This window comes from Chlorogloeopsis sp. ULAP01 (genome assembly GCF_030381805.1).
Lineage (GTDB): Bacteria > Cyanobacteriota > Cyanobacteriia > Cyanobacteriales > Nostocaceae > Chlorogloeopsis.
Map to the genome: position 1 here is coordinate 43119 of NZ_JAUDRH010000017.1, position 21402 is coordinate 64520.

Here is a 21402-nt window from a genome sequence, read left to right on the forward strand (position 1 = left end):
TAGCATTACGATGAGCCAAGCCACAACAATTCGGATTCTGATTGCAGACGATCATGCCATTTTTCGGCAAGGATTAGCCACGATTATTAACCGTGACCCAGATATGCAGGTAATTGCCCAAGCTGAAAATGGGGAACAAGCGATCGCGCTATTCGGAGAACATCAACCGGATGTCACGCTGATGGATCTGCGAATGCCTGAAGTGGAGGGGGTTGCTGCCATCGGTGCAATTTGTGCGACTGCTAAATCTGCTCGAATTATTGTACTGACCACGTATGATAGTGACGAAGATATCTATCGAGGATTGCAGGCAGGCGCAAAAGGATATCTGTTGAAAGAAACTGAACCTGACGAGCTTCTGAATGCTATTCGTACCGTTCATCGGGGTCAGCAGTATATTCCGCCCGATGTGGGAGCAAAGTTGGTACAGCGCCTCAGCAATCCAGAACTAAGTGAAAGAGAACTAGAAGTACTCCGCTCACTGGCGCAGGGGATGAGTAATGCCGATATTGCGGCGGCTTTGAGTATCGGTGAAGGCACGGTTAAATCTCATATCAATCGGATTTTGAATAAGTTAGATGTCAGCGATCGCACCCAAGCTGTAATTGTTGCCGTTAAACGCGGCATTGTTAATTTATAGGATGTACTTTCGATCGAATTGAGATTCTAACTTGAGTTATAACCAGCCTTCTACTCCACGATGGCATGGTTGCTCTATCAATTTGTACTGTAAAAATTTTAACTTGCTATAGACGACAGCTTGAAAGCGATCTCCTATATTGAATCTATGCAAACAGTTATGCAATCAATGAACCCATGCAAGTCAATTGCAAGGTTAGACCGCTGTTCATCGTAGTACTACACATCGTTCAATGAAATTCGCCTTGAACGATTGACACGCAGCTAGTTTTTAGGAGGGACAAATGCCAATCACCGCTTTCAATAGTTTCACCGACGGCCTCGATCCTAATCGAAGGAGCCGCGAACACTTCATTACCAACACCAACTTGGAAGATGACCGCCTCTGGGTTCCTTATGCAGATGGTGTCTGGTTCCAGCCCTGCTGGTTCAACGTCACGTCTGGCGGATTCAGCGTAGTTCTGAAAGGTCTCCCCGGAGCCATGCTGGGCACTCATTACCACATGGGCACTGCTCATGCCTATACGATGCGTGGTCATTGGCGATACCTAGAGCATGACTGGGTGGCAAAGCCCGGAACGTTTATTTACGAACCTGCCGGTGAGGCTCACACGCTGGTTATCACCGAGGACTCACCAGAGCCGGCGATAATTCTTGTTATAGTTGAGGGTGGCCTGATCTATCTAAACAAGTCGGTCGACGGCGGCTTTGCTGCCTACGAGGATGGTTTCACCGCACTTGAGCTGACTCGGAAGTACTATCGTGAGGCCGGTCTAGATGTACGCCAACTGGACTTGCTCGTGCGCTAATTGACGACTCTGTCCTTGTGGCACGCGGTCTAACAACGGCATGCACCCGACCGCGAATAGCGCGGCTTTCATCCGCAAGATTGGATGCTTGTTTAGTTGTGTGCGCGGCGGGTGATGCCGGGCGTTCCATGTTTGATGCAGATGTAAAAAAATGAACGATGATCGTAGCCACAGTTCCTTACTTGTACCACCTTCAACCCAAGATTGGATGCAAGGTGTGCTGAGTGCCAAGGTAGTGCTGGTGATGTATGGAGACTATCAATGCTCTAGAAGTGCGGAGGTTTACAAGATGATTAAAGCGATTGGACGAGAGCTTAGTGCTTGTTTTGGAGAGGATTATTTATGCTTTATCCTCCGTCATTTTCCGCAAGCACAGATTCATCCCCATGCTCAACGGGCAGCCCAAGCCGCCGAAGCCGCCGCTGTTCAAGGACAGTTTTGGTTGATGAATGATACTTTATTTGCCCATCAACAAAAGTTGGAGAATGGTTATCTTGTCGAGTACGCTAATGATTTAGGGCTTGATATTCCTCAGTTTCTCAAAGACCTGCACAAACAAGTGCATGTCGATCGCATCAATGAAGATATCGAAAGTGGATGCAAGAGTGGAATAACGGCTGCTCCAGTCCTATTTATCAATAACATTCGATATACCGGACGCTGGAGAATAACAGAGTTGATGGCAGCCATTGTTGCTACAAGTCACTAAGCTCTTTTCATAACTCATCAACGTTAGGAATAGACGAAAGCAGTTTTGTTATTTGATTGAGGGTAGTTCTATGACGCATTTACTAGTACAAAGCAGAAATGATTCTGAGCATGAAGGTACACCTCAGACTGATTCTCTTCGCGACTCCTCGGTGAATCATACCCTGCCACGCGATCGCGCAAGAAGTTGCTGAGTTGCTGAAAACTTGCTTATTCAGTACAAGCTGATAACGTTCGCGCTCACGCCTTCGCAGACAACCTTTGCAACTCAACCGACCATATTGAAGCTTCCGGTGCAGCGCGGTTGTTGGGCTGCGCTTTAACTTGCACATAAACTACTATCTATCCCTGCTCTAGAGGCGACTTTGGCAATATTCTTCTAGATCATCAATAATATCCAGAATTTCAATGAACCGAGAGCCAAAGGCAGTCAACTTATACTCCACGCGGGGCGGAATTTCTGGATAAGCAACTTTCTCAACAATACCAAAGTTTACGAGATCTACTAATCGCTCATTCAAAACCTTAGTGGTCAATCCCTCAGTTGCACGAGTCATTGCTCCTGGGCGGTTGATACCTTGACGAATTAAGCGTAAAACCTCCAGCATCCATTTACAACCAAGAGTATGCTCTACGATATGAGCCACAGTTGGTTGAGAAGCAGGGATTTTTTTTGGCAAGTTACGGGATTGTGATGACTGCATTTGCGACTGAACAGTAACTACCTTACTAGATGGTGCTGACTTGCGGGACAAGAGAGAACCATTTACGTTGAGTGGTATCGAAATACCTTTACCGTTGATTATAAAGCAAGGATGGTTAGCAGAGATGGAATGTATGAAAGCAGCCGTACTGACAACATTTGGTGGTGCTGAGAGTTTTGAGATTCAAACTGTGCCCAAGCCAATACCAAAACCTAATCAGGTTCTAGTAAGGGTGTGTGCGACATCGATCAATCCAGTTGATTATCAGACTCGCCGTGGTGATTACAAAGACTTGGTTCGATTACCAGCAATTATCGGAGTTGACATTTCAGGGGTTATTGAGACAGTTGGAGAGTCAGTGACAGACTTTGAGGTAGGAAACGAAGTTTATTACTCGCCGCAGATTTTTGGAGAATCTGGCAGCTATGCTCAATATCATGTTGCTGATGCAGGGATTGTTGCGCTTAAGCCTTCTAACTTGTCGCACATTGAAGCAGCGTGTTTTCCTCTCGCAGGAGGAACGGCTTGGGATTGTCTAGTGACGAGGGGCAATCTTCAAGTTGGGGAATCAGTTCTAATTCATGCGGGTGCTGGTGGCGTTGGTTCAATTGCGATTCAACTTGCAAAAGCGATGGGAGCCTATGTTTTTACAACATGCAGTTCTAAAAATCTCGATTTTGTCAAAAAACTTGGTGCAGATCGAGCCATTGATTACAAGAACGAAGATTACGCGGAAGTTATTTATCAGGAAACAGATGAGCTAGGTGTTGATTTAGTTTTGGATACGATCGGTGGGCAAACAATCCAGCGTAGCCCAGAAATTATTCGCCCATTTGGCAGGCTTGTGAGTATTGTAGACACTGAAACGCCGCAATCACTCATCGAAGCATGGGGCAAGAATCTGACTATCCATTTTGTTCTCACGCCACAGTACCGAGCAAAATTAGATGCTTTGACAAAACTAATCGAGCGCACTCAGCTTCGCCCCGTCATTGATTCAACGCTGTCTTGGGATCAGATAATTCAAGCACATCAGCGTCTAGAGCGGGGGGGGACGCAAGGGAAAATTGTGCTGGAATTTACCAAAAGTTAGACTGTCCTCACCGATCACTTTAAATCGTCACCTGAAAAATAGCCCCAAGTAGGTATTGAGCCGAGATCCGTGTAATTTTCAGCAAGATGATCTGGAAATCCTTGTCCTGTCTAGTTTTGAGAATTTGTTACATGATAAGTCAAAAAAACATTTTTACAATGAAACATCAAGCATTTTGAAACCATCTTGCATATTTTTGCGTTTATCCTGGCTCAATACCAGTGAGTTTTGGAAGATTAATTGAAAGCAAATTTCAACAATAAATACTGAGAGAAATAGCTTTATGAACATTGCAATTATTGGAGGTGGAATTGGCGGTTTGGCAACCGCGAATGCACTACTCACGAAGGGATTTAAAGTACAAGTCTACGAGCGAGCCAAAGTTTTGCGACCGATTGGTGCGGGTCTAAGCTTAACCCCAAACGGTTTGAATAGCCTCAATGCGGTTCAACCAGGGATAGTCCAGACATTAATAAAAGCAGGCAGTCCAATCCATACTCTAATCTTGAAACGCAGCACTGGAGAGACGATCGCGTCAAAGTCAATGGAAACAATGCAGAGATATGGACAGCCCATGTTAATGATTCAGTGGTCAAAACTGCAAGCCATTCTGGCATCGGTACTACCGCCCGAAATCATTCATCTTCAGCATCGCTGTGTAGGCTTTGAGGAGCAAGACGACAGTGTTAAGGTCTATTTTCCAGATGGAAAAACAGTCCAAGCAGACTTGCTGATTGGCGCAGATGGCATTAATTCTGTTGTCAGGCAGGGAATAATAGGAGATGGGTTTCCTAACTATGCAGGGCGAATGTCTTGGCGGGCGCTCGTTCGATATTCTCACGAGCAATTGTCTCCCAACGCAACAACTGTAATAACGTCATCCAATGGTCAAAATTCCATGCTGATGGATGTGGGGGATGGTTATACCTTTTGGGGTACAAGTGCATTATCGGCAGACGATTATGTCAATCGACGGGCAACCGATGCTAAGACTCACGTTTTGAAGATATTTGCAGGGTGGGCAGAGCCTGTAGGGGCGATAATCGCAGCCACACCCGCAGCAGATATTGTAGAGCGCCCTATTTGCGATCGCCCGCCCTTAGATCGTTGGAGTAAGGGTAGAGTGACGCTCTTGGGAGATGCGGCTCATCCTGTCGTCCCCTCTCTAGGACAAGGTGCAAATACGGCGTTTGAGGACGCTTACGAACTAGCGGAGTGTCTTGCCGTCGCTCCGAATATAGAGGCGGCACTTAATGCTTATGAAAACAGTCGCATTCCTCGTACAGCAATTATTTACGATCGCAGTGCTACTCAGGGTTATAAAGCTTATCAACCCGATAGTGAAAACACATTCACTGATCAGGATGACTTTGAAGCATGGCTTTATCGCTATAATCCAATCGCTCAAAAGCGAAAAGTTTATTAAGCGTCTTTAATATTAGATTAAGGAGAACTAACAATGATCGATCGCATTTCTGCCGAGATCGGCGACGAGATTTCGGGGGCCACCTGGAATTTTGCCTACTGATACGACAACTTAGCAAAACTATTGTGGTCAGTAGATCTACATTGCGATCGCAGACATTGCACTACAAGTAGGTTTTTCTAGCCAAAGTCATTTAACACAACAGTTAAAACGATTTACAGGAATGACACCAAGGCAGGTTCGCTCTTTATCAACAAAATACCATAAGAATTTGAAAGCAGTTGAGCATTAAAACTCAGTACACTTTGAAATGTCAGTTTAAAGGCTCTGGAGTAAGTATGAGTAATATAACGAATCAGCTACCAGTTGAAGTATCAAGTCTTAATACACCAATGCAAACAATTTTTGATTATATTGTGATTGGCGCCGGTTCAGCAGGCTGCGTTGTTGCCAACCGTCTTACAGAAGACCCTAATACTAAAGTATTGCTGCTCGAAGCGGGTGGTCCTGATACCAAGCCAGAACTTCAAGTTCCCTCAGTGTGGCCTACTACACTCTTAGGCTCGGAAGTGGACTGGGCATACTTAACTGAAGGGGAACCTTACTTAAATAACCGCAAAATTTTATCTTCACGCGGTAAAGTCTTGGGCGGCAGCAGTTCGATTAATGGCATGATTTATATACGAGGCAATGAACGTGACTACAATAGCTGGCAAGCATTAGGTAATATTGGTTGGAGTTATCAGGATGTCTTGCCTTACTTCAAGAAATCGGAAAACCAGCAGCGAGGAGCATCGTTATTTCACGGGGTTGATGGACCACTTAGCATCACAGATCCACTCTCTCCTGCAAAAGTGTCGCAACGCTTTGTGGAAGCCGCGGTCGCACAGGGCTATGAGCAAAATCCCGACTTTAATGGCGTACAGCAGGAAGGTGCAGGACTTTACCAAGTGACCGTGAAAGATGGCAAGCGCCAAAGTACAGCAGTGGCATTTCTGCATCCGATTAAAGATCGCCCCAACTTGACTATTCAAACAGGAGCATTGGTGACTCGTTTACTCTTTGAGGAAAAGCGCGCGGTAGGGGTAGTGTATGTTCAAAACGGAACGGAGTATCAAGTTAGGGTCAACTCCGAAGTGATTTTGAGTGCTGGCGCCTTCGATTCTCCTAAACTGCTAATGCTTTCTGGAATTGGACCTGCTGAACATCTGCGGGCTTCCGGCATTCCTGTGGTTGTTGATTTGCCGGGTGTAGGCCAGAATCTTCAAGATCACCCACTTGCTGTTATTGCCTACCAGTCTACTCAGGACGTGCCCCTTGCGCCAAGTAGTAATGGGGGAGAGGCTGGGTTATTTCTGCATACCAACAATGATTTAGATGCGGCGCCTAATTTGCAACTTACAATTGTTCCGCTCTTATTTGTCGATCCTGCCTATGCACGTGAAGGTCCGGCATTCACCCTTCCCTTTTACATCACCCGTCCCGAAAGTCGTGGTAGTGTAAGACTACGTTCCTCCTCCCCCTTCGACCCACCGTTGATTCGGGTCAACTATCTTCAGAAGGAATCTGACATGCAACTGATGGTTGAAGGACTTAAAATTTTGCGTCAAATTGTGTACTCCGATGCGTTTAACGAGTTTCGGGGCGAGGAAATTGCTCCAGGGAGTTCCGTGCATAGCGACAAAGCAATCGAAGATTATATTCGGCAAACGTGCGGTACGGGATGGCATCCTGTTGGGACGTGCAAAATGGGTATTGATCAAATGGCGGTTGTCGATCCTCAACTCAAGGTACGGGGGATTGAAGGGTTACGAGTTGTTGATGCATCGATTATGCCAACTATGATCACAGGAAACACAAATGCATCGGCAATTATGATTGGAGAAAAGGCTGCCGATTTGATAAAAGTTGGAACAAAATTGCCTCAATGATGGTGAAAGCCTCAGAGATAGCCTTCCGCCGCACTATCAAGCGTTATTTGACTCTCTAGCTAGAGAATCGGACGATCATACGATGGTGATGCCGTTTGAGCTTTGGCGAGAAGTGCTTCTCAATGATGCTGACCTCGAACTAGCTCGATCCAGTTACGCACGATTATCACCCCAAGCGTATCAACCGTGGATTGACAAGTTGGATCTGAAGCAGTTTTACTCGCTGCCCATTCCTAAAAGTTACCTCTACTGTACAGAAGATAATGTTCTCCCTCAAGGCGAACAGTGGGGTTGGCATCCGAGAATGTCTAACCGCTTGGGGCTATTTCGGCTTGTACAAATGCCCGGTAGTCACGAGGTCATGTTTTCTAACCCGGTTGGTTTAGCAGAAAAGATTATTGTGGCAGGGCGCGACTAGCAGCAGAATTTGCAATCGCCAACCCACTAATGTCGCCGTCATTCAACAAACAATGACCTGAAAAGGAGAAATCATGACAACTACATACCATCACAGTGCTGCTTTCAACGATCTCGCAGCACTGCTCACAGGACAGCTTTTTCTGCCTCAAGCTGCTGATTATGAACAGGTGCGTCAACTCTGGAATGGCAAGGTGAAGACACAACCCGCTGCGATCGCTCGTTGTCTCACTGTACAAGATGTCATTCATACGGTTCGCTGGACACGATCGCATAATCTACCCCTCTCGGTTCGAGGTGCTGGACATGAGATTTTCGGACGATCGCTGTCTGAGGGCGTGGTGATCGATCTTTCTCAGATGAAAGCTGTTACCGTTGATCCGGAGAAGCGCACAGCTCAGATTCAAGCTGGAGCAACGGCTGGCGACCTGATTGAGGCAGCACAGCAATACGGGTTAGCAACCGCCACAGGAACAATCTCTAGCGTTGGGATGACCGGACTAACTCTGGGGGGCGGCTATGGTCCTCTAAACGGTGCCTATGGACTGGCTGCTGATAATTTGCTGTCGGCACAACTGGTCACTGCTGATGGGCAGCTTATCACCGCAAACGCCGAGGAAAACGCCGACCTACTCTGGGGACTGCGCGGCGGTGGTGGCAATTTTGGTGTCGTTGTTTCCCTAGAGTTTCGCCTGCATCCGCTCACAACCGTGTTATCGGGTTTACTGCTCTATCCTTTGGATCAAGCTAGAACTGTGTTGCACCGTCTTAACGAGTTCATCGCCACGGCTCCTGATGAATTGACGATTCGGTTTGGATTCCTTCAGATCCCCGATGGTCAGACGGTGCTGTTTCTCTCACCAACTTATTGTGGCTCGCTCGAAATGGGTGAGCAGGCGATCGCACCTCTGCGGACTTTTGGTACAGTGCTGGTCGATCAGATGCAATCTGTTTCTTATCACGAATTAATTCATAGTAGCGATGCGTTCACTCCAAAGGGTCGTCACTACTACATTCAAACTCAGTCGCTTGATGGCTTGCAGACCGAGACAATCGAGGCACTGATCGAACAGGGACTGCCATTGCCTTCTCCGTTTTCAGCGATTAATCTCCATAACTTTCATGGAGCCGCGAGTCGGGTAGGTGTGTCTGAGACTGCTTTTGCATTGCGTCAGGATCATCTGATGGTTGAGCTAATTGCAGCTTGGGAGCCACAGGACGACGAGCAACAGCATATCCAATGGGCACAGAACCTCTCACGCTCCCTTGCACCCTATGCTTTTAAAGGGGGATACATCAATATCCTAGATGAGCAAGAACAGGAGCGCGTTCGGCTTGCCTTCGGGTCGAACTATGAGCGATTGCTCGATCTTAAGCAGAAATACGATCCAGATGATGTGTTTCGATCGACGATCGGACATCTCGCACCCCATTCGCTCACACGGTAAGACTCTGAGGTATCTAGAACATTCACAATTACAGGAGATTCAAATGACAATTTTAACTCAAACATCTTCAACTCTAGGCTCAAATCCTCTGAGTTCGATGCAAATCGATCATGTTTGCTTGAATGTACCGAACTATGAGGAAACGCTTCAGTGGTATCAAGAAAAGCTAGATGCGACGATCGAACGTGAATGGACAGTAGACGTTTTCCCAGATCTGAAATTGGCTTATCTCAGTGTATATGGCTTTCACATCGAAATTATTGGCTCTACTCAGTCACAATCAGGAATGCCGATCGCGACTAATCTTGGTGAGGGATTAAGGACAACAGGCATCGGACATTTTTGTTTTCGAGTTCGAGATGTCGATGCAGTTCTTGCTGAATTAAATCGACGGGGTGTGAAAACATTTCTCGAACTGGGAAGCTATCCTGATGCGGGTATTCGGCTCTGTATGATTCAAGACAATAACGGCAATCTGATCGAGTTTGTCACCCCATTATGAATTCATTACTCAACCAGGAGAACACGATGTCACACAAACTCTCAGGAAAAGTTGCGCTTGTCACTGGCGGCACCAGCGGCATCGGTCTTGCCACTGGTGCCGCCAGTGGTACATCAATGTGCTCGGTGTTGTGGCAACAACGCGAGCCGCAGCACAGAAACTCTCAGACGGTGGGCGGATCATTTTCATCAGTTCTGGTCTTGGCAGCCGCGTCGCGTTTCCAGGCGTGGCGGACTACGCGGGCACAAAGGCGGCAATCGTAGGGTATGCGAAAGGTGTCCAGCGGGATCTTGGTCCGCGCAACATCACCGTAAACGTCGTGCAGGCAGGCCTCATGCCGACGGACGGCTACGCGGCTACAGCCGACAAACTACCGGAAGCGATCATGGATCTTCATGCCATCCGCCGGATCGCAACCGTGGAGGAGACGGCGGCAACCGTTTGCTTCCTCGCAGGTTCAGACGCTGGCTACATCAGCGGCGTAGTGGATGTGTCCGGCGGATTCCAACTCTGAGCGTCGAAGGTGCCGACAGGAACACACTAGGTTTCTTTGAAAAGTGAAGAGCAGGCGAAAGAATTTGTGGAGAGCCAAGCTAAAAATATTTCATTGGGACGAGTCGGCACGCCTGATGAGATCGCCAAAGCTGTTGTCTTTCTGGCTTCCGATGACAGCAGCTTTGTAAACGGCATTGAGCTATTCGTCGATGGTGGCATGGCACAAATCTAAATGGGTGCTGTGTCAAGAGCGGTCAGCTAACCATTCAAATTCAACATTCATAGGAGATTGCAATGCCTTACGTTACTGTTGGTCAAGAAAATTCTGCAACCATTGATCTCTACTACGAAGATCTTGGGACAGGTCAACCAATTGTTCTCATTCATGGATTTCCCCTCAACGGTCATTCCTGGGAAAAGCAGGTCTTAGTGCTGCTGAACGCAGGATATCGCGTGATCACTTACGATCGCCGAGGCTTTGGCAACTCCAGTCAACCCTCGTTTGGCTATGACTACGATACCTTCGCCGCCGATTTGAATACACTGATGACCAAGCTTGACTTGCAAAATACCGTGTTGGTTGGCTTCTCAATGGGGACAGGTGAAGTTACGCGCTATCTTGGCAAGTATGGCTCACAACGGGTGCAAAAAGCGGTGCTAATGGCTCCTGTCCCACCATTTTTGTTAAAGACGAACGACAATCCAGAGGGCGTTGACCAAAGTGTCTTCGATGGCATAATGAAAGCGATTGTTGAAGATCGTCCAGCTTACTTTTCTGCATTTTTCAAAGCGTTCTTCAATGTGGATGTGTTGCTTGGCGATCGCATCAGCACTGAAGCAATTCAGGCAAGTTGGAATGTTGCCGTAGGTGCGTCTGCCAAGGGAACGTTGGATTGTGTACCTTCCTGGCTGACTGATTTTCGTGATGATTTGCCCCGCATTGACGTGCCAACCCTGATCATTCATGGAGATGCCGATCGCATTTTGCCGCTTGAGTCCACCGCAGCAAGACTCCCGAAGCTGATTGAAAACAGTCAACTGGTTGTCATTCCTGGCGGACCGCACGCCATCAACTGGACTCACGCCGATCAGGTTAATCCCTTGTTATTGGACTTTCTTCAGGGGTGATTATCTATCGAGTCCTTTATCGCTAAAAGGGTTCTAATATGTTTTCTAGACTGATGATAGCGGTTGCAACCACAGTGCTAACGATTGTGACCTCTTGTCTTTTTCCAGCGGTATCACTGAGCAAAAGTGCGATCGCTCAAGTGCCAGGTGTCTATCCATTCAAGTTAGGTGATTTCACAATTACAGTCCTGAGCGACGGCACACTCCCCCAGGATCTACATACGCTGCTGTCGAATACGAACCCAACAGAAACCGATCGCCTGCTTCAGAAAAACTTTCTGACTAATCCTGTCGAGGCATCAATTAATGCTTTCTTGATCGACACTGGAGATCGACAAGTACTCGTGGACACGGGAGCCGGAACCTTTTTTGGTCCAAAACTGGGCGGCAAGCTTCAAACATCGTTAAAGGCAGCAGGCTACACGCCTAACGAGATTGATGCAATCCTCCTGACTCATATTCATACCGATCATAGTGGGGGGCTGGTCGAAGCTGGTCAACGGGTGTTTCCTGCCGCCACGCTCTATGTCGGCAAGCCAGATGTCGATTTCTGGCTCGATCGAGCGAATGCCAAGCGATTCAACGTTGCTGAAAAGTACTTTGACGAAGCTGCGAAAACTGTCAAACCTTATTTAGATGCAGGCAAGGTGAAATCGTTTTCTGGCAAGACAGCCCTTCTACCGGGAATCACCGCGCATCCCACACCCGGACACACTCCTGGTCATAGCTGCTATGTGGCGGCAAGCAAGGGCGAGAGCATCGAGTTTTGGGGCGATATTGTTCACTTTGCTTCGGTGCAATTTCCCAAGCCAGAAATTACAGTTGCTTATGATGTCGATGCCAATGCTGCTGCGGCACAACGCAAAAAACAGTTTGCGAGAGCGGAAGCATCCCGAATTTTGATAGCAGGCGCACATTTGCCCTTTCCCGGCGTTGGACACCTTCGGGCAGCAGATCAAGGTTATGCCTGGGTGCCAGTGGATTACCGCTGGCGTGAACCCTAAAGGATTCATAGCAATCATTTTAGCAACTTGATGATAGTTGCGATCGCACCACAACTATTCGAGCAAACTTCAAGCTATTGAGCAAAACCTCATGAATGACTACTCTACTACTCTAGAAACACAGTTGAATACGATGAGAACACAAATCTCTAGCAGCCTTGAAAAAGTACGAGACCAGAGAAACATCTATGCAACTGAATTTATCGCAGCACAGCCTACGACTAAATGCTTTCAAGGACTCCGTTCAACTTCCCGAATATCAGATATTTAGAGAGAACATCATGAAAGCATTCCTAACTCGTTCCATAATTCTTCTGGCTTTGGCAATCAGCACGACAGCTAATTTTGCCCTGCCTGCAAAAGCAGATTCTACAGCCAATTTGCTCCATTTTCAGATCACATCTAAAGGAATTCTATGTCAACTTTTGTCTTAGTTCATGGCTCGTGGCATGATGGTTCTGCTTGGAAAGCAGTCGTTGACCAGCTAGAAGCAAAAGGACATCACGCTTTTGCTCCGACGATCGCAGGTCATGGGAAAGGCGTAGATAAAAACGTTAACCATGCTCAATGTACGCAATCGATCGTTGATTACATTGTGAGCAAAGACTTAACCGATATTGTTCTCTTAGGTCATAGTTTTGCCGGAACAATCATTGCGAAAGTTGCTGAAGCGATTCCCGATCGCATTCGACGGCTCATCTTCTTCAATGCCTTTGTTCTCAACGATGAAGAGAGCCTTAGAGATAACGTTCCACCGCACCTTCAAACATTACTCGACGAGCTAGTTAGAGAATCAAACGATCGGATGATGGTTATACCTTTTGAGATGTGGCGAGAAGCGTGTCTCAACGATGCTGACCTCGATTTGGCTCGATCAAGTTATGCACAACTATCCCCTGAGCCGTATCAACCGTGGATTGACAAGTTGGACTTGAAGCAGTTTTACTCGCTGCCCATTCCTAAAAGTTACCTCTACTGTACAGAAGATAATGTCCTCCCTCAAGGCGAACAGTGGGGTTGGCATCCGAGAATGTCTAACCGCTTGGGGCTATTTCGGCTTGTACAAATGCCCGGTAGTCACGAGGTCATGTTTTCTAACCCGGTTGGTTTAGCAGAAAAGATTATTGTGGCAGGGCGCGACTAGCAGCAGAATTTGCAATTGTGTTTATTGATTGAAACAGGAGAAACAGGATGATACTGCAAGATAAAGTGGCGTTAGTTACTGGAGGTGCATCGGGAATTGGTCGAGCAACTGCGTTAGCGAAGCTTAACGAAGTTATCGCATTCGGTGCTGCGGGTGCAAAAGTTGTCTTCTCGGACATACGCAGCACCGAAGGTGAAGAAACTGCTGATTTGATTCGCGAGACTGGAGCAGAATGCTTGTTCGTGAAATCAGATGTATCGAGTGAAGCAGATGTTCAGGAATTAGTGCAGAAAGCGATCGCTACCTACGGCAAACTCGATTGTGCCTTTAACAATGCTGGAATCGATCTTGCTGTTAAACCACTGCACGAACAAGCGGTAGAGGATTTTGACAAGATCGTGTCGGTCAATGCGCGAGGGCTATTTCTCTGTATGAAATATGAAATTCAACAGATGCTAACTCAAGGCTCAGGCGCGATCATGAACAATTCGTCAACCAATGGTCTGGTTGCGCTTCCGGGGATATCTCCCTACGTTGCTAGCAAACACGCGGTGATGGGGCTGACACGATAGCGAAGCGCTGCTGCGAAGCGCAGATCGGCTGCCCTCGATTATGCCAAACAGGGCATTTGGATCAATGCCGTCAATCCTGGCCCCATTGCGACTGACCTAATGGCTCGTAGCGCTGACCAGATGTGCATAACGTTCGATGAACTCGGGTCTATGGTTCCAATGGGTCGTATCGGTCAGGCTACGGAAATTGCTCAAGCGGTTGTGTTTCTCTGCTCTGATGCTGCTAGCTATATCACTGGGCAACCGTTTGCGATTGATGGTGGATATACAGCAGGCTAAATCGCGATCTGCCTTGGCAGATATCTTTTTGTAATCGCAGTTCCGAACAGGTGGTTTCTAAGCAATTTGCTGGAATGACCTCGAAACAGGTTCACTATCGCTGAAAGAAGCACCATCAGAATCTGAAAGAAACTGAGTGTTGTAAGTCATCACACTCAAGTAAATGCAACTGGTTTCATAACAAGAGGTAAAAATCATGATACTTGAAAATAAGGTGGCTTTAGGACAGGTACTTTTTGCCGGAGGATAGTCAACTCTACAGTTTTAAGGTGGTGGAAAAATGATTAAATGCAAAGATTTTCGCCTCGCATTACTGAACAGGTACCCTTCGGCGGAGCTTCCGAGTATGAATCTTTTTCTGAGGTTGTGAGTGCTGTCAATCAGTGGATCGAAAATACAACGACACAGGTGATCAATCTTGAAACTGTCGTTTTACCCGATCGGATAGAAGGCACAAGTGATGATGTCTACGGAGTGACAGTCAGTAATGGTTTCTACCCAGTAATGATTAGTCAAGGCGTTACAATCAATTGCTTTCAATGTGTGCGTTTCTGGTACAGAGAATAAGCTTTATCGGAAAAAGAGTGAAGTGATTTACCTTGTTTACTTTCCTGTATCTCGCGCTGGGAGTTTGTCTGGCAGCGATCGCACTTGGATACCCGAACCTGCCTTCGAGTCTTCAAACAAGCTTGTTCGTTAGTGCAGGAGCCTCCTACATTGTGTGTCTCCTCAGCACCTTCCCATTTTGGCGCGAGACGACGATCCGCTTCTATCGCAGACGGAATTCAGCGGTAATTCTACCCTGGTTGGTAATTGGATTCAATATTGTTTGGATGATCTGGGAGGTTCAGAGTCAGAACTGGACAATGGAAGCCATTTTACAAGCGTTTTCGCGGGTGATAGTTGTCTTACTATTTGCAGAAATTATTGTAATTACATGGCAAGTGAATTCTGAACATTAGCGTCTAAATCGGATGATGCCGAAACAAACTCGTTTCAGCAACGCGAGATAGAGTCAAACGTACTACACAAGGAACACCATGAATAAGCCCAAGTTTTTTGTCACCCCTGGTTATGGGGAACGCCTGCTGAATGAATTGCATTACTCGCAAGCAGTAAAAATTGGCGATCACGTGGAGACATCTGGACAAGGTGGCTGGGATGACAACCTGCAAATTCCCGAATCGCTCGCGGACGAGATTGCCCAGGCGTTTCGGAACGTAGAACGAACCTTGGCGACTGCTGGTGCGGGTTGGGAGCATGTTGTCCACGTCAATTCTTACCATGTTGGCGGGTTTCCCCCTGAAGTTAACGATGTGCTGGTCAAGCTATTTCGTCATTACATACCCAACCATGCCCCAATTTGGACACAGGTAGGTGTCGCCGCTCTTGGACTTCCAACGATGCGGATTGAAATCCGCGTTACTGCAATTGTTCCGTGAGTTTCGCATAAGCGGCAGAACAGGGAGAACCTATTTACGCTGAGTGGTATTGAAATCCCGTCACTGTTTATTCTACATCAAGGAGATTTGGCACAGATGGAATCTATGAAAGCAGCCGTATTAACTGCGTTTGGTGATGCTGAGAAGTTTGAGATTCAAACTGTTCCCACACCAACACTGAAGGCGAATCAGGTGTTAGTCAGAGTTTGTGCAACCTCGATTAACCCGATCGACTACCAAACTCGTCGTGGTGATTACAAGGAACTGGTTCGATTACCCGCCATTCTTGGAGTCGATGTTTCAGGGGTGATTGAGGCAATTGGCGAAGCCGTGACTGATTTCAAGGTGGGAGACAACGTGTATTACTCGCCGCAAGTTTTTGGAGAATTCGGTAGCTACGCTCAATATCATGTGGCTGATGCAGCGATTGTTGCATTGAAGCCTGCAAATCTATCGCACGTTGAGGCAGCTTCTTTTCCGCTTGCAGGCGGAACTGCTTGGGATTGTCTAGTGACTAGGGGCAATCTACAAGTTGGTGAAACAGTTCTCATCCATGCGGGTGCGGGTGGAGTGGGTTCGATCGCAGTTCAACTCGCCAAAGCGATAGGGGCATACGTTTTTGCGACGTGTAGTTCTAGAAACCGAGATTTCGTGACAGAACTGGGCGCAGATCGGATGATTGATTACAAAAATGAAGATTACGTAGAAGTCATTCGTCAAGAAACAAATGGACTGGGTGTGGATTTAGTTCTAGATACGATCGGCAAAGAAACAATTCAGCGTAGTCTAGAAATCATTCGTCCCTTTGGTAGGCTTATAAGCATTGTAGACATTGCAATACCGCAATCGCTTCTTGAAGCATGGGGTAAGAATCTGACGATTCATTTTGTTTTTTCACCCCAGTACCGAGCAAAATTAGAGGCTTTGACAAAACTCATCGAGCGTCATCAGCTTCGCCCAGTGATTGATTCAGTATTTTCTTGGGATCAGGTCGTTCTGGCACATCAGCGTCTAGAGCAGGGAGGAACACGGGGCAAAATTGTGCTGAAGTTTACAGAAAATTAGACCAGCTTTACCGGGAAAGGCAGAGGGCAGGAGGCAGAAGGAATGTCTCCTGCCACGCCACTTGCTATAACGCACGAGACCTCCGCAACGCAGTGGCTCCTCTGCCCACGACTCTTGGGAGTAAGGGTATAAAGTCCCTCCCAAATCTTCGATTTGGGAGCTTCCAATTGGTTGGGGATTGTGACCCCAACCAAAAAGGTTCTTTCTGCCCTCTGCCCTCTTGAAGGCGTTGGTAATTGCTAAACGGATCGGAGTTTGATTGTGTGCTGAAGGTCAATATTGATTGGAATAGGAGAAACAGGATGATACTGCAAGATAAAGTGGCTTTAGTTACCGGAGGAACATCAGGAATTGGCAGAGCAACCGCGATCACATTTGGTACTGCTAGCGCAAAAGTTATCTTAGACGACATATGCGATGTAGAAGCTGAGAAACTGTGGCTCTGATTCGAGAGACTGGAGCGGAGTGCCTGTTTGTGAAATCAGATGTCTCTAGTAAAGCGGATGTGCTTTGCACACGCTCCACACAGAGGAGGGAGCATAGGCATCGGACAAAGCTACAGTACTTTAGCCTGGATACCAGAGGCAGATGGGAGTTGGGCAAAGACAATTGAGACATGAACGGATAACCAGCTTTGAAACTCCAACAAGCAAAGCCGTATTTCAACTCAAAACTGTGACTCGTGAGTTAGGCACTAGACCGCTTGCTGCTTATGACCGAGGTTATGGCAACGCCAAATTTGTCCAACAACAGAGAACATTGAGGTAGACCTGTTGCTGCGTTTAGCCTCAAACCGATGTGTTTGGGGTACACCCAGTGCTGATAAGGGACGAGGTGCTCCGTGCAAGCATGGTCATAAGTTCAAGCTCAATGACCCCCAAACTTGGCCAATAGCAAGGGAGGCTCTAGAAATTGAAGACCCCAAAATAGGTCGAGTAAAACTGATGCATTGGAGTGAGTTTCATTTCCTTCAATCGCCAAACCGGGCAATGGAAATCATTCGTGTCGAGGTCATTAAACCAGTAGGACGCAATCAGAAGTTCTAACCCTTATGGCTAGCTTGGTTAGGCAAGACGATGCCTGCATTAGAGAACCTTTGGCACAAATACTTACGCCGCTTTGCCCTAGAACATTGGTATCGATTTGCAAAGCAGCGGTTATATTGGACACAACCTCAGCTTGGCTCTACTCAAGCAGCAGAGCGATGGAGTGACCTCATGCCCTTGTTAACTTGGCAACTATGGTTAGCACGCCTTGCCTGTATTGATTCTCCCTTGCCTTGGCAATCAACTCAGGATACACTGTCTCCAGGGCTTGTAGCACAAGCATTTCCCCTAATTTTGGCTACTATTGGAACTCCTGCTCAACCGCCTAAAACTCGCGGTAAATCACCTGGTCGTGCCCAAGGGCATCAGCCACCTCCTCGTCCCCGCTATCCCACCGTCAAAAAACACGCATCTAAACGACCTAAATCCGAAGAATCACTTAAGAATGCCGACCTAACTGTTGCTTAGTTTCTGCTTCTTTTTCAACAATTAAACTTAACTCAGCCAAGAGAAGGAGTTGAGTAACTTTCTCTTGCCATTCTATTCATTGCTGCTGAATGCCAATTAGTCCAAACTCAAGATCTTCCATAGCCACCAGAGCAGTCCGATTCGGTTGTCTTTCCACCGCGATCGCCTTTTAAGCCCAGCGTTTCGCTATCACAATCCTATGCAAACAGCGAAGCCTGAAACCTTTGTTTTTAGGTACTGCATTTTTGCATTTTTTCTAACCCTGTAAACAACAAGGTAACCGCTAGTTTTTAACCATTTTTTGATTTGATACAGTTATTGTTGATAATAAGGCAAAACTAAGTATTTGTAAACGGAAATTTTATCCCTAGTCAAACCGAGCCATTTTATATTAGTAAAACAAATATTACTATTGAAAATTTTACAAGTCGGCAGTTACCCACTGTTCTGGTCTTCAAAATCGTGCATCTAGCATTAACACTCACACGACTTCTTTTTATTGAAAGTTGTTTGTTATCAAACGACTTTAGTTTTTGACCACGACTTTATTGCATACGCATTGAATTTTGGTTGCAAATAGCCAAAATTATGCCAAAAAATCAAACACAGCTAAATACTTCCGCCACTGAAGAAACCGTTGTCACATCAGCACAATCAGAACCCCTTGAACAAACAGTTCAGAATAGTACAAACATACAAAAGCGTAAATTAGGTATTTCTAAATTTGCAAATCCTGAGTACAATGCGCCGATTAGTAACATCTGCATCTGCCAAGTAATCAATCACATGGAAGCAGAAAAAGTCGGGTTGTTTATCAAAGATAAATACTTAGCAGCAATTAACTGGCAAGGACAAGAACCTACACACAAGCACACCTTCTCTAGTGGCACGCCAGAAATGGGAGTGTTGTTGCAATCGCCCAGGATGCACATTCTTGATGTTTCTCCCAGATATATTGAACAGCGCGATGACGGCAAAATTGTAGGAGTGTACGAATCACCTGATGGGTACGAAATGTACCAAGCACTTGGCAAAGATGCCGCAGTATTAAGAAGGTTCTACTTATTGCAACTTGTTGATGAAAATAATCATAACCTGCACTCAGTACCAATTGTCTTATCAATCAAAGGCGTTGCATCGTCAAAATTTGGCGAGGCTTATAAACAGTTCCAACGCGAACTAGAGGTTGCATTCGCCCGATTTACTGATACAACTGTTGCTGAAAAACGTGCAGAGTTTCATCGCCTCGGTGTATTTCAACCCACTTTTACGCCATCTCTTGAACCTAAAGAAGCAGTCAACCAAAGAGATAAATCTTGGGTAGCAGTTGTCACTTCCTACAAATCACCAAACCCCGATGGCAGCGATTTTCTCGAATTCTTCTCAGAAGGCAAAGAAATCGATATCCAAACAACAATGCAGGCAAACCCCGAATTCTCTCACCGCATCGGTAAAACATCAACTGTTGTAGCAGAACATAATCGCCTGGTAGGTGCATCTGATATGCCAGTAGCAGCACTTCCTCCTAGTACAGCAGGTCAGACTTATACAGCATACAGTACTGAGATGGAAGAATTGCCCTACTAAAAAACTATCTCATGTAACCGAAAAGGGTGCTATTTCTAGCACCCGTTCAAACATCATCTACTAAAAGCAAAATAACAAATGAAACTAACCATTGAACAATCTAAACTCGCAGAAATTCTAGAAACCGCTTATTTCGCAATTAGTCCTAAACCTACTGACCCAATTTTAGGAAATATCTTACTAATAGCAAATGAAGATGGGATAGTATCAGCAACAGGAACAAACCTTAACCTCACAATTCATACTACAACAACCGCTAATGTAGAAACGTCAGGTCAGGTAGCACTACCAGCCAAACTATTAACTGACACTATTAACAATGTCAGAGGAGAAATTACCTTAGAGGTAGAAAACCAAGCCTGCATAATTACTCACAATAGCGGTAAATGCCGTCTGATTGGCGGAAAACCTGACGAGTTTCCAACTCTTCCCAAGGGAGAAAATCCAATAGAAGTAAATTTAAGTGCCAAGAAACTTCAAGCCGCACTTGAAGGGACACTCTATTGCACCAATGGTGACGAAACAAAGTTAGTTTTAACTGGTGTCAACTTCAAAATAGATACTAATAAGTGGCAAGCTGCTAGTACAAATGGTCACAAATTAGCACTAGTCACAGGAATACTTGATAGCGAATATTCTGACCCAATTGACTTTACTGTTCCAGGTAAGTCACTTGGCGAGTTAAACAAAATTCTCTCTCAAAGTGCCGATACAAGCGTGTGCAATATTCTTCTATCAAATAAAACTATTGAGTTTAGTCTTCCTAATACAAAGGTCATTTCCCGACTTTTAGAGGGAGAATATCCCAAAATCAATAGCTTGATTCCCAGAACATTTGAGTATGAATTTACATTAGAACGCAAGGGATTTGAGAGCGCACTGAAGCGGGTAAGTTATCTAGCCGAACGCAAGCAAAAGGTTGTCAAAATTCTTTGGGAATTGGAAGCTACACAGGCAACTCTATACACTGAAGCTACTGATATCGGGGATGCAGTTGACTCGGTACTGATGAAACCAGCAACTAGTCATTCAGAAAACATCAGTATTGGATTAAATATCGACTACCTTCTCGAAGGATTAAAGCACATCAGTACTGACGAAATCGTGGTGCGGTGTAACAAACCCACGCAACCAGTCATTATCTGCCCAATGGGAGGACTGCTCAATCAGTTGTATTTAGTAATGCCTGTAGAAATTAAGCAGGGGTTTGAAAATAAATCCACCCCAAGCAAAACGACAATAGCAGAGAAAACTCCTGAAGCATTAGAAACAACAGAAACTACTGTAGTAGCCGAACTAGAAGAAGCCATAAATAATACTCAGACTTCTCAAACGGAAAGCAATGGTGAAACCTCGGAAGTAGAGACATCAACAGCTGAGGCCAAAGCTAGTAACAAAAGTAAGCCAAGTTCGCGTACACGAGCTAAGAAAGAGGCTGCTTCTGTATAAAAGCAAACTCCCCTACCAGATAACTGGTAGGAGGAATTTCAAATAA

At 46.1% G+C, this 21402-nt stretch carries 27 protein-coding genes and 1 pseudogene; 27 read left to right on the top strand and 1 reads right to left on the bottom strand.

What is annotated here, in order from left to right; genetic code table 11:
* Positions 1-10: 10 nt before the first annotated feature.
* From QUB80_RS28380 to QUB80_RS28395, 4 genes are all read left to right on the top strand, one after another.
* Positions 11-640 carry a response regulator gene (locus tag QUB80_RS28380; RefSeq protein WP_289792817.1) on the top strand — a complete coding sequence of 210 codons (630 nt, stop codon included), beginning with the start codon at positions 11-13 and terminating at the stop codon, positions 638-640.
* A gap of 283 nt (positions 641-923) precedes the next feature.
* Complete coding sequence (locus QUB80_RS28385; protein ID WP_106170232.1) at positions 924-1448, top strand: 2,4'-dihydroxyacetophenone dioxygenase family protein; 525 nt, start codon at positions 924-926, stop codon at positions 1446-1448.
* Positions 1449-1599: 151 nt separating this feature from the next.
* A complete protein-coding gene (locus QUB80_RS28390; RefSeq protein ID WP_289792818.1) occupies positions 1600-2157 on the top strand; it encodes a DsbA family protein in 558 nt (185 codons plus the stop codon).
* Between the two features lie 70 nt (positions 2158-2227).
* A complete protein-coding gene (locus tag QUB80_RS28395) occupies positions 2228-2350 on the top strand; it encodes a hypothetical protein (protein WP_289792819.1) in 123 nt (40 codons plus the stop codon).
* Positions 2351-2509: 159 nt separating this feature from the next.
* Here QUB80_RS28395 and QUB80_RS28400 read toward each other — a convergent pair whose 3' ends face one another.
* Positions 2510-2911 (bottom strand): winged helix-turn-helix transcriptional regulator, encoded by a 402-nt coding sequence (locus QUB80_RS28400; protein WP_289792820.1) that lies wholly within the window; start codon positions 2909-2911, stop codon positions 2510-2512.
* Between the two features lie 16 nt (positions 2912-2927).
* On the opposite strand from QUB80_RS28400, the gene QUB80_RS28405 reads away from it, so the two are divergent.
* From QUB80_RS28405 to dnaN, 23 genes and pseudogenes are all read left to right on the top strand, one after another.
* On the top strand, positions 2928-3953 hold the full coding sequence (locus tag QUB80_RS28405) for a zinc-dependent alcohol dehydrogenase family protein (protein WP_289792821.1): 1026 nt from the start codon (positions 2928-2930) through the stop codon (positions 3951-3953).
* A 283-nt stretch (positions 3954-4236) separates the two neighbouring features.
* On the top strand, positions 4237-5379 hold the full coding sequence (locus QUB80_RS28410) for an FAD-dependent oxidoreductase (RefSeq protein ID WP_289792822.1): 1143 nt from the start codon (positions 4237-4239) through the stop codon (positions 5377-5379).
* Positions 5380-5536: 157 nt separating this feature from the next.
* Complete coding sequence (locus tag QUB80_RS28415) at positions 5537-5671, top strand: AraC family transcriptional regulator (RefSeq protein ID WP_289792976.1); 135 nt, start codon at positions 5537-5539, stop codon at positions 5669-5671.
* 100 nt (positions 5672-5771) lie between these two features.
* Complete coding sequence (locus QUB80_RS28420) at positions 5772-7310, top strand: GMC family oxidoreductase (protein WP_289792977.1); 1539 nt, start codon at positions 5772-5774, stop codon at positions 7308-7310.
* On the top strand, positions 7288-7728 hold the full coding sequence (locus tag QUB80_RS28425) for a salicylate esterase (protein ID WP_289792823.1): 441 nt from the start codon (positions 7288-7290) through the stop codon (positions 7726-7728). Before QUB80_RS28420 ends, QUB80_RS28425 begins: the two co-directional genes overlap by 23 nt.
* Positions 7729-7801: 73 nt before the next feature.
* Positions 7802-9175 (top strand): FAD-binding oxidoreductase, encoded by a 1374-nt coding sequence (locus QUB80_RS28430; protein WP_289792824.1) that lies wholly within the window; start codon positions 7802-7804, stop codon positions 9173-9175.
* A 43-nt stretch (positions 9176-9218) separates the two neighbouring features.
* Positions 9219-9677: a VOC family protein gene (locus QUB80_RS28435; protein ID WP_289792825.1), complete on the top strand. Its 459-nt coding sequence runs from the start codon at positions 9219-9221 to the stop codon at positions 9675-9677.
* A 130-nt stretch (positions 9678-9807) separates the two neighbouring features.
* On the top strand, positions 9808-10191 hold the full coding sequence (locus QUB80_RS28440; protein WP_289792826.1) for an SDR family NAD(P)-dependent oxidoreductase: 384 nt from the start codon (positions 9808-9810) through the stop codon (positions 10189-10191).
* Between the two features lie 36 nt (positions 10192-10227).
* Complete coding sequence (locus QUB80_RS28445; protein WP_289792827.1) at positions 10228-10404, top strand: SDR family oxidoreductase; 177 nt, start codon at positions 10228-10230, stop codon at positions 10402-10404.
* A 62-nt stretch (positions 10405-10466) separates the two neighbouring features.
* On the top strand, positions 10467-11300 hold the full coding sequence (locus QUB80_RS28450; protein ID WP_289792828.1) for an alpha/beta fold hydrolase: 834 nt from the start codon (positions 10467-10469) through the stop codon (positions 11298-11300).
* 38 nt (positions 11301-11338) lie between these two features.
* Positions 11339-12304, top strand: coding sequence for an MBL fold metallo-hydrolase (locus QUB80_RS28455; RefSeq protein WP_289792829.1), 966 nt, complete (start codon positions 11339-11341; stop codon positions 12302-12304).
* A gap of 415 nt (positions 12305-12719) precedes the next feature.
* Positions 12720-13448 (top strand): alpha/beta fold hydrolase, encoded by a 729-nt coding sequence (locus QUB80_RS28460; protein WP_289792830.1) that lies wholly within the window; start codon positions 12720-12722, stop codon positions 13446-13448.
* A 65-nt stretch (positions 13449-13513) separates the two neighbouring features.
* A pseudogene (locus QUB80_RS28465) lies at positions 13514-14299 on the top strand (SDR family oxidoreductase).
* 288 nt (positions 14300-14587) lie between these two features.
* Positions 14588-14866: a hypothetical protein gene (locus QUB80_RS28470; RefSeq protein WP_289792831.1), complete on the top strand. Its 279-nt coding sequence runs from the start codon at positions 14588-14590 to the stop codon at positions 14864-14866.
* A 32-nt stretch (positions 14867-14898) separates the two neighbouring features.
* Complete coding sequence (locus QUB80_RS28475; protein ID WP_289792832.1) at positions 14899-15261, top strand: hypothetical protein; 363 nt, start codon at positions 14899-14901, stop codon at positions 15259-15261.
* Between the two features lie 78 nt (positions 15262-15339).
* Positions 15340-15741, top strand: coding sequence for a RidA family protein (locus QUB80_RS28480; protein ID WP_289792833.1), 402 nt, complete (start codon positions 15340-15342; stop codon positions 15739-15741).
* Positions 15742-15837: 96 nt separating this feature from the next.
* The gene (locus QUB80_RS28485) at positions 15838-16806 is read left to right on the top strand and encodes a zinc-dependent alcohol dehydrogenase family protein (protein ID WP_289792834.1); all 969 of its coding nucleotides are present in this window, start codon (positions 15838-15840) and stop codon (positions 16804-16806) included.
* 302 nt (positions 16807-17108) lie between these two features.
* Positions 17109-17252, top strand: coding sequence for an SDR family NAD(P)-dependent oxidoreductase (locus QUB80_RS28490; RefSeq protein WP_289792835.1), 144 nt, complete (start codon positions 17109-17111; stop codon positions 17250-17252).
* Positions 17253-17415: 163 nt separating this feature from the next.
* The gene (locus QUB80_RS28495; RefSeq protein WP_289792836.1) at positions 17416-17574 is read left to right on the top strand and encodes a hypothetical protein; all 159 of its coding nucleotides are present in this window, start codon (positions 17416-17418) and stop codon (positions 17572-17574) included.
* A 5-nt stretch (positions 17575-17579) separates the two neighbouring features.
* Positions 17580-17852: a hypothetical protein gene (locus QUB80_RS28500; protein ID WP_289792837.1), complete on the top strand. Its 273-nt coding sequence runs from the start codon at positions 17580-17582 to the stop codon at positions 17850-17852.
* A gap of 30 nt (positions 17853-17882) precedes the next feature.
* Positions 17883-18320, top strand: coding sequence for a hypothetical protein (locus QUB80_RS28505; protein ID WP_289792838.1), 438 nt, complete (start codon positions 17883-17885; stop codon positions 18318-18320).
* A gap of 588 nt (positions 18321-18908) precedes the next feature.
* Entirely contained in the window at positions 18909-19907 is a 999-nt protein-coding gene (locus QUB80_RS28510) for a DUF5895 domain-containing protein (protein ID WP_289792839.1), read from the top strand.
* A 78-nt stretch (positions 19908-19985) separates the two neighbouring features.
* On the top strand, positions 19986-21356 hold the full coding sequence (gene dnaN, locus QUB80_RS28515) for a DNA polymerase III subunit beta (RefSeq protein ID WP_289792840.1): 1371 nt from the start codon (positions 19986-19988) through the stop codon (positions 21354-21356).
* Positions 21357-21402: the final 46 nt, after the last annotated feature.

Coding starts and splice junctions, on each gene's coding strand:
- QUB80_RS28385 (WP_106170232.1), top strand. CDS start 924: ATGCCAATCACCGCTTTCAATAGTTTCACCGACGGCCTCGATCCTAAT.
- QUB80_RS28410 (WP_289792822.1), top strand. CDS start 4,237: ATGAACATTGCAATTATTGGAGGTGGAATTGGCGGTTTGGCAACCGCG.
- QUB80_RS28450 (WP_289792828.1), top strand. CDS start 10,467: ATGCCTTACGTTACTGTTGGTCAAGAAAATTCTGCAACCATTGATCTC.
- QUB80_RS28470 (WP_289792831.1), top strand. CDS start 14,588: ATGCAAAGATTTTCGCCTCGCATTACTGAACAGGTACCCTTCGGCGGA.
- QUB80_RS28420 (WP_289792977.1), top strand. CDS start 5,772: ATGCAAACAATTTTTGATTATATTGTGATTGGCGCCGGTTCAGCAGGC.
- QUB80_RS28390 (WP_289792818.1), top strand. CDS start 1,600: ATGAACGATGATCGTAGCCACAGTTCCTTACTTGTACCACCTTCAACC.
- QUB80_RS28430 (WP_289792824.1), top strand. CDS start 7,802: ATGACAACTACATACCATCACAGTGCTGCTTTCAACGATCTCGCAGCA.
- QUB80_RS28510 (WP_289792839.1), top strand. CDS start 18,909: ATGCCAAAAAATCAAACACAGCTAAATACTTCCGCCACTGAAGAAACC.
- QUB80_RS28505 (WP_289792838.1), top strand. CDS start 17,883: ATGCCTGCATTAGAGAACCTTTGGCACAAATACTTACGCCGCTTTGCC.
- QUB80_RS28485 (WP_289792834.1), top strand. CDS start 15,838: ATGGAATCTATGAAAGCAGCCGTATTAACTGCGTTTGGTGATGCTGAG.
- QUB80_RS28380 (WP_289792817.1), top strand. CDS start 11: ATGAGCCAAGCCACAACAATTCGGATTCTGATTGCAGACGATCATGCC.
- QUB80_RS28395 (WP_289792819.1), top strand. CDS start 2,228: ATGACGCATTTACTAGTACAAAGCAGAAATGATTCTGAGCATGAAGGT.
- dnaN (WP_289792840.1), top strand. CDS start 19,986: ATGAAACTAACCATTGAACAATCTAAACTCGCAGAAATTCTAGAAACC.
- QUB80_RS28435 (WP_289792825.1), top strand. CDS start 9,219: ATGACAATTTTAACTCAAACATCTTCAACTCTAGGCTCAAATCCTCTG.
- QUB80_RS28460 (WP_289792830.1), top strand. CDS start 12,720: ATGTCAACTTTTGTCTTAGTTCATGGCTCGTGGCATGATGGTTCTGCT.
- QUB80_RS28480 (WP_289792833.1), top strand. CDS start 15,340: ATGAATAAGCCCAAGTTTTTTGTCACCCCTGGTTATGGGGAACGCCTG.
- QUB80_RS28490 (WP_289792835.1), top strand. CDS start 17,109: ATGATACTGCAAGATAAAGTGGCTTTAGTTACCGGAGGAACATCAGGA.
- QUB80_RS28455 (WP_289792829.1), top strand. CDS start 11,339: ATGTTTTCTAGACTGATGATAGCGGTTGCAACCACAGTGCTAACGATT.